This window comes from Marinobacter sp. VGCF2001 (assembly GCF_049943275.1).
GTDB lineage: Bacteria > Pseudomonadota > Gammaproteobacteria > Pseudomonadales > Oleiphilaceae > Marinobacter.
Window position 1 is genome coordinate 1 of the sequence record NZ_JBNFVX010000030.1, and the last position, 6285, is coordinate 6285.

Genomic DNA, 6285 nt, shown 5'->3' on the forward strand with positions numbered 1-6285 from the left:
GACAAAATGATCGGAGGGGAATTCGCCTACACGGGCGGTGAACTGCAATCCGCTTGCCTGGGGCATGACTTCGGTCCCTGAAGATGATGATTAACAAGCTCGTCCTGAGCTGCTGAGATTATAACCACCGGGCCCCGGAATACCAACCGGCAAACCTATGGCCTCTTTTAACCAGTTCTCAGCTGTGAAAACTGAGTTTCGCGCCTTTTGCCTAGACCGTCGAACCGTTAACCTTGAGGATCTGCTAACAACAAGAGCAACACCATGGCACTGCACACTATTCAGATTGACGAGACTTTCGACGTTTCCCCGCGCAAGGCCTTTGCGGTATTTGCCGACCATCATCGCTTCGGCAAACTGGTGGGCGCACCGGTCAAGCGAATCAAGGACAGCGACCAGGCTGATCCCAATGGCATTGGCTCGGTCCGGAAAATCGGCATTGGCCCCCTGTCTCTTCAGGAAACGGTTCTTGGTTTCGAGCCGGATTCGTTGATCGAGTACACCATCAGCAGCCGGAGCCCCCTGCGCAATCACCTCGGCCGGATTCTGTTTTCCGATGCCGGCAACGGAAAAACCCGAATTCAGTACACCATCCAGTTTGAGGAGATTGTGCCGTTTACCGGTAAAGCTCTTCGCGTGGCTTTGGAACGGGGACTGCGCCGCGGCATTCGCCGCTTGCCATCCATGGCCTGAGCCCAGACGTCCTCTACGGCAACAATCAGTTACTTGATTAATATCAGATAATTGACCTGACGCAACGCCTGCCATTCACCAACTCGGTATTCTCCCGCGCAGTTTGCAATATCCGGCCATCAGAATAGCCTGTGGCTGAACACATACTGCTCTGCGGGAGACCGAAATGGCGGCAGAACCGATTGTTCTTTTCGACAATGGACACCACAAGTGCCTGATGTTCGATTCTCTGGTAACTGGCGAGGGCGTGCAGTCCAACCAGTTTCTGGTTGTTGATGGTAAACACGAAGCCCTGATCGATCCGGGCGGAGACCTCACTTACACTCCGCTGTCTGTGGCCGCGTCGAAATACATGAACATCCGGGACATGGATTATGTTTTCGCATCCCACCAGGACCCGGACATTATCGGCGCCATCGATCGCTGGATTGTTCACACCCGGGCCAAAATCGTTACCTCTAAGCTGTGGGCGCGCTTCCTGCCCCACCTGGTATCCAGCTACGTGACCAACCAGCTCAGCGGCAGCGTTTACGATCGTATCATCAGCATCCCCGATACGGGCGCCAACGTTCGGTTTGGCGAATCTTACCTGCAATGTCTGCCCGCACATTTCATGCACTCGGTGGGTAACTTGCAGTTTTATGATCCGGTTTCGAAAATTCTGTTCTCAGGCGACCTTGGCGCATCCATGGGCGGCGAAGACGACCATGAACCGGTAAAAGACTTTGACCGGCATATTCCGAACATGATCGGATTCCACCGCCGGTATATCGCCTCCAAGAAAGTGTGTCGCTTGTGGGCAAAGATGGTGCGCGGCATGGATGTCGCGATGATCGTGCCCCAGCATGGCAAGCGCTTTGAAGGACCGGTGATGGTTGACCGGTTCCTGAACTGGGTCAGCGACATGGACTGTGGCATCGACCTGGTGTCTGAAGAAAACTATCGCCAGCCGGTCGAATACGTGTAATACCCCGGTTCCGCAGGGACGCGGAACCACCCATCAGCCCAACCTGAGAAATCAGGCCTGTTGCAAACCTCTCAGGTTCAGTAAAATCCGCCTTTTCCCCGACCCCCAGAGGCAGCGAATATGGGCAGAGCCTACCAAAACCGCAAAGAATCCATGGCCAAAACGGCCGCCGCCAAGACCAAGGTTTATAGCAAGTACGGTCGTGAGATCTACATGGCCGCCAAATCCGGCGGTGTTGATCCGCAAGCGAACCTTTCCCTGCGTGGCCTGATCGAGCGGGCCAAGAAAGACCAGGTCCCCACTCACGTCATCGATAAAGCCATTGATAAAGCCAAGGGTGGCGCCGGTGAGGACTACGCTCCGGCGCGCTATGAGGGCTATGGGCCGGGCAACTGCATGGTGATTGTCGACTGCCTGACCGACAACCCGAACCGTACCTTTGGTGACGTTCGTCTGGCCTTCACCAAAACCAAGTGCAAGATCGGTACTCCGGGCGCCGTTGCCCATATGTTTGATCACTGCGCCATCTTTGTCTTCTCAGGTGAAGATGAAGAGGCCGTGCTCGAGGCCCTGATGGAAGCCGATGTCGATGTAACCGATATTGAAAGCGAAGATGGCAAGATCACGGTGTTCACTCCGAATACCGAATACGCCAAAGCCAAACAGGCTCTGGAAGCCGCGTTCGACGGCATCGAGTTCGACGTTGACGAGATTCAGTTCCTGCCCAAGACCAGTACCGTTGTTGAAGGTGACGACATTCCGATGTTCGAGAAATTCCTCGATATGCTGAACGAGCTGGACGACGTACAGAACGTGTTCCACAACGCTGAGCTGCCACAGGAATAATTGAAACTTGCCGGTGAAGAACCTGAGCGCGGAGGTAGCAGGCGTGGAAAAGCCGAAAGTCATTATTCTGAAAACCGGATCGACCTACCCGGCAATCCGTGAGCAATTCGGTGATTTCGACGCCTGGTTCCTTCGAGCTCTGGCCGACGATCTGGATTTAACTGTACTGGATGTGGTGCAGGCCCCACCCGCTTCGGCGCCATCAGAATGGGCCGGCATCGTGATAACCGGCTCGCCTGCGATGGTCAGTGACCGAGCCCTGTGGAGCGAAGACACCGCACGCTGGATCAAGCAGGCGGTCGAAGCAGGTGTGCCGCTTCTCGGAGTTTGTTATGGTCACCAGTTGCTGGCGCACGCTTTGGGAGGCAAGGCGGACTATCACCCTCAGGGGCGCGAGACCGGCACACACACTGTCCGCCTGCTCGACGCAGCACAGTCAGATCCTTTATTCGGCCAGCTACCGGCGGAATTTCCCGCCCATCTGACCCACAAGCAATCGGCGCTCGAGCTGCCCGCCGGGGCTGTGCTTCTTGCCGACTCCAGCTTCGAACCGCATCAGGCCTTCCGAGTTGGCGAACACGCCTGGGGCGTGCAATTTCATCCGGAGTTTAGCGATCAGATTATGAGGGCTTACCTGGACGTACAGTCTCCGGAGCTTGTTGCCGAGGGTCTGGATGCAGAAGCGCTCGCCAGAGGTGTGCAGCCAGCTCCTGATGCCAGCCGTTTACTGACGCTGTTCTCCGAATATCTGCTTCAAAGGCAAGCCTAGGCCGGCTTGCGGGCAAGCACGACATCTTTCACCGGAATATGCAGCTGCCACCCCAGCCGATCAGCCAGCCAGCGAAACGTCTGTTCCCGATAAAACACTACATGGCTGGGATCACGCCGGTAATGCCAGTTATCAAAACGGGCATCGTCGGTCTGGAAACAGGTCATGATGCCCAGCCAACCACCGGGGCGCAGCAAACGATCCAGCGTTCGGAACACCTCGGCCGGCCGATAGAGGTGCTCCACAACTTCGGTACAGGTAATGAAATCGTATTGACGGTTGAGCGCGGCATCTTCCGGATAAAAAAACGGATCGTAAAGCGCCATGCTCATGCCCGCCTCTTCCAGCATACCCGCCAGCGCCGGGCCCGGGCCGCACCCGAAATCGAGACCCTCAGCACCCGCCTGAATCTGCGCTAACAGAGGAGCCGCCAGCTTTGAAAGAAAGCGGCGATAACCGGGGTCGCCTGCCTCGTTGTTGTGCAGTTCATAAACGGCGCGTTCCCCGGATTCCGAAAGACGGCACTCGGGCGCCATCACGGTCGCCTCGCACAGGCCACAGCGAAGATAGCGCTGCGTCCCTACCCCACGAAACGGTGTCAGCGGCCCGGTTTCGCACACCGGGCAGACTGCATTGGTGCTACCCAACATTTCTGCGCTTTGAATCATCAGCTCATCAGCCCTCAAGCGGGTACGGAGAGGTCATCACTGTTTTCAGTCTTCCAACCCGGCAGCCCGCTTCATTTGCTGATCCAGGCTAGCCTCCACCAACGGTTCGGCACTGATCAGTTCAATTCTGGATTGCTCACCCGGCTCACAGGGCTGAACCGTTAATGCGCCCTCCACCTGGTTCACCACCCGCCAGCCATCGATCGTGTGAACTACCGCCTTGAACCGCACCAGGCGCTCATCCATCGCCAGGGCCAGCAGAGCGGCCTCGGAAAACTGCAGTTCCGGATGTACGCGCCAGCCAACGCTGTAATGCCCCGAGCCATGATTGCTCATGCGCTGCCAGGGCTGATCCTCCAGAGACGGTGGCTGGGGGCGAAGCTCCAGTGCCGCCCGCTGCCGATGGGCTTCCGGGTTCGAGACGGAATGGCTCCCCCACTCGCCATGCAACCACTCGGGCTGAAGTTGGCCCTGGCGGGTTTTGTACACCGCACGCCGAGCTTCAGGAAGGCGGGCAACCCAGGCATCGAACGCCGCAAGTTGCGCCGCACTGCAAAGGTCGGTCTTGTTGGCCACCAGGATGTCCGCTGCCTCGATCTGGTCCCGAAACTGCACATTCTCGAGCACCTTCGGGTTCTCGAGTTTGCGGGGGTCTACGAGCGTGGTAACCGGCCCCAACGCCAAAACCTCCCGGTAATGTTCTCCGGTGAGGATATCCAGAATCTGGGACGGATGGCCCAGGCCCGTAGGCTCAATCAGCAAACGGTCGGGCCTGGCTCGAGCGATCAACTGATTCAGGCCTATTTGCATGGGCAGGCCCGCAACGCAGCACATACAACCGCCGGGCACTTCGCGCACCACCGCACCCTCAGTCTCCAGAATGGCACCGTCGATACCCACCTCACCGAACTCGTTCACCAGAACCGCCCAGGTTTCGCCCTCCGGTTTCTGGCGGAGCAGATCCAGTATCGCGGTGGTTTTGCCCACACCGAGAAAGCCGAGAATCAGATTGGTGGGAATCGGGCGGGTGTTGGTGGACATAATCCAGGCCTCAAAAACGTTATATTATAACAACTACGCAGGAGGCAAGCCATGATGAGGTATCATTACTCTGAGTTTTCACCAACCATTCGGGAGCCTTCTTTGGTGCGACTATTTTTCGGGCTGGAAATACCCGGCAACATCACAGCCAAACTCTTGCAGGTGAAAACCCCGATTGCCGGTGCTCGCTGGCAAACCGATGCGCAACTTCACCTCACTCTGGCCTTTCTTGGCGAGATACAGGAAGAGCATACAGAGCGGGTAAGGAACAGCGCCCGTTCAGTTATTCATTCGTCGTTCGAGCTTGAGGCTTCAGGTCTGGGCTGCTTTGGTCACGCAGACAATCCGAAGACTCTCTGGGCGGGCGTTTGCCCGGAAACTGAGCTGACAAGATTCCAACAAAAACTCGCCGGACAGCTGAACGCCCGCGGATTCACGCTGAAGAACCCGTCTTTCAAGCCACATATCACAATCAGCCGCTTTCGGAACAACCCCGGACCAGTGTCCGGGTTGATCGGTGAATATCAAAACACTCGTTTCGGCCGCTGGATGGTTCGGGAGTTCGTGCTATTTGAAAGCACCCCGGGGCCACAAGGCTCTGTCTACACGGTTCTGGAACGCTATCCGCTTAGCGCCCGATAGCTCAGGAGGGCTCCAGCCGGTTCGCTTCATAGTCTTCCACCAGCGCACGCGAACGAACCCAATCTTCGTCATCAACATGCACATTGGTGAAACCCGCCGTGCCGATTTCACCCATTGCCCCTTGCAGGTAATGTCCGCCAACGTGCGCGTCTATACCATGGGCTTTGAGAAGACCGGCAATAATGTGGGCTTCGGTGATATCCCGGGCCCGATAGGCTATTTGCAAAACGGCGGACTCCTATATGCTGAATACTGAATAAACTATAGTCTTGACCACGCTCTGTGTCTCGTAGCCCAAGGATTGTATATGCTCTGGATTCTGCTTGCCGTCGTTACCCTGATCGTTCTGGTTACGCTGCTGATCTTCCGTGTCAAAGACCTTTCCGGGTACGATGGCAGGGACTGGATTATCAAAGAAGTCGTCCCCAACCCCGCTCATGACGAGGTGATCGAGCGCATCAAAGACATGGGGCGCGCCTCCCGTGGCCTCAAGGGCAAGGCTCGGTTGATGGCCCTGCGCAACCATCTTGATGGCTTGGGCGAAAACGTCGAAATTGAATCGGACATCCGCCACCAGGATCATCCGAGAGGTGAATGGGTATTGGCCCCCGGCGCCAACCCGCGTCGGCGCGTGCTTTACATTCACGGGGGGGCTTGGG

At 56.9% G+C, this 6285-nt stretch carries 8 protein-coding genes and 1 pseudogene; 6 read left to right on the forward strand and 3 right to left on the reverse strand.

Annotated features, from left to right (window positions below):
• The first annotated feature begins 264 nt into the window (after positions 1 to 264).
• The 4 genes from ACP2AU_RS16495 to ACP2AU_RS16510 all read left to right on the forward strand — a co-directional run bounded on the left by ACP2AU_RS16495 (position 265) and on the right by ACP2AU_RS16510 (position 3275).
• Positions 265 to 693 carry an SRPBCC family protein gene (locus tag ACP2AU_RS16495; RefSeq protein ID WP_426377312.1) on the forward strand — a complete coding sequence of 143 codons (429 nt, stop codon included), beginning with the start codon at positions 265 to 267 and terminating at the stop codon, positions 691 to 693.
• Positions 694 to 859: 166 nt separating this feature from the next.
• On the forward strand, positions 860 to 1660 hold the full coding sequence (locus ACP2AU_RS16500; protein ID WP_426377313.1) for an MBL fold metallo-hydrolase: 801 nt from the start codon (positions 860 to 862) through the stop codon (positions 1658 to 1660).
• Between the two features lie 120 nt (positions 1661 to 1780).
• Positions 1781 to 2506 carry a YebC/PmpR family DNA-binding transcriptional regulator gene (locus ACP2AU_RS16505; RefSeq protein WP_426377314.1) on the forward strand — a complete coding sequence of 242 codons (726 nt, stop codon included), beginning with the start codon at positions 1781 to 1783 and terminating at the stop codon, positions 2504 to 2506.
• A 7-nt stretch (positions 2507 to 2513) separates the two neighbouring features.
• On the forward strand, positions 2514 to 3275 hold the full coding sequence (locus tag ACP2AU_RS16510; RefSeq protein WP_426377315.1) for a glutamine amidotransferase: 762 nt from the start codon (positions 2514 to 2516) through the stop codon (positions 3273 to 3275).
• Here the strand turns inward: ACP2AU_RS16510 and ACP2AU_RS16515 are convergent.
• Together ACP2AU_RS16515 and ACP2AU_RS16520 are read right to left on the reverse strand one after the other, a co-directional pair.
• Complete coding sequence (locus tag ACP2AU_RS16515; RefSeq protein WP_426377316.1) at positions 3272 to 3943, reverse strand: class I SAM-dependent methyltransferase; 672 nt, start codon at positions 3941 to 3943, stop codon at positions 3272 to 3274. The genes ACP2AU_RS16510 and ACP2AU_RS16515 overlap by 4 nt on opposite strands.
• A gap of 45 nt (positions 3944 to 3988) precedes the next feature.
• A complete protein-coding gene (locus ACP2AU_RS16520; protein WP_426377317.1) occupies positions 3989 to 4984 on the reverse strand; it encodes a CobW family GTP-binding protein in 996 nt (331 codons plus the stop codon).
• A 51-nt stretch (positions 4985 to 5035) separates the two neighbouring features.
• Here ACP2AU_RS16520 and thpR point away from each other — a divergent pair, with 51 nt between their 5' ends.
• Entirely contained in the window at positions 5036 to 5626 is a 591-nt protein-coding gene (gene thpR / locus ACP2AU_RS16525) for an RNA 2',3'-cyclic phosphodiesterase (protein ID WP_426377318.1), read from the forward strand.
• 1 nt (position 5627) lies between these two features.
• Here thpR and ACP2AU_RS16530 read toward each other — a convergent pair whose 3' ends face one another.
• A complete protein-coding gene (locus ACP2AU_RS16530; protein ID WP_426377319.1) occupies positions 5628 to 5852 on the reverse strand; it encodes a DUF2007 domain-containing protein in 225 nt (74 codons plus the stop codon).
• Positions 5853 to 5933: 81 nt separating this feature from the next.
• Here ACP2AU_RS16530 and ACP2AU_RS16535 point away from each other — a divergent pair.
• A pseudogene (locus tag ACP2AU_RS16535) lies at positions 5934 to 6285 on the forward strand (alpha/beta hydrolase); the annotation flags it as partial.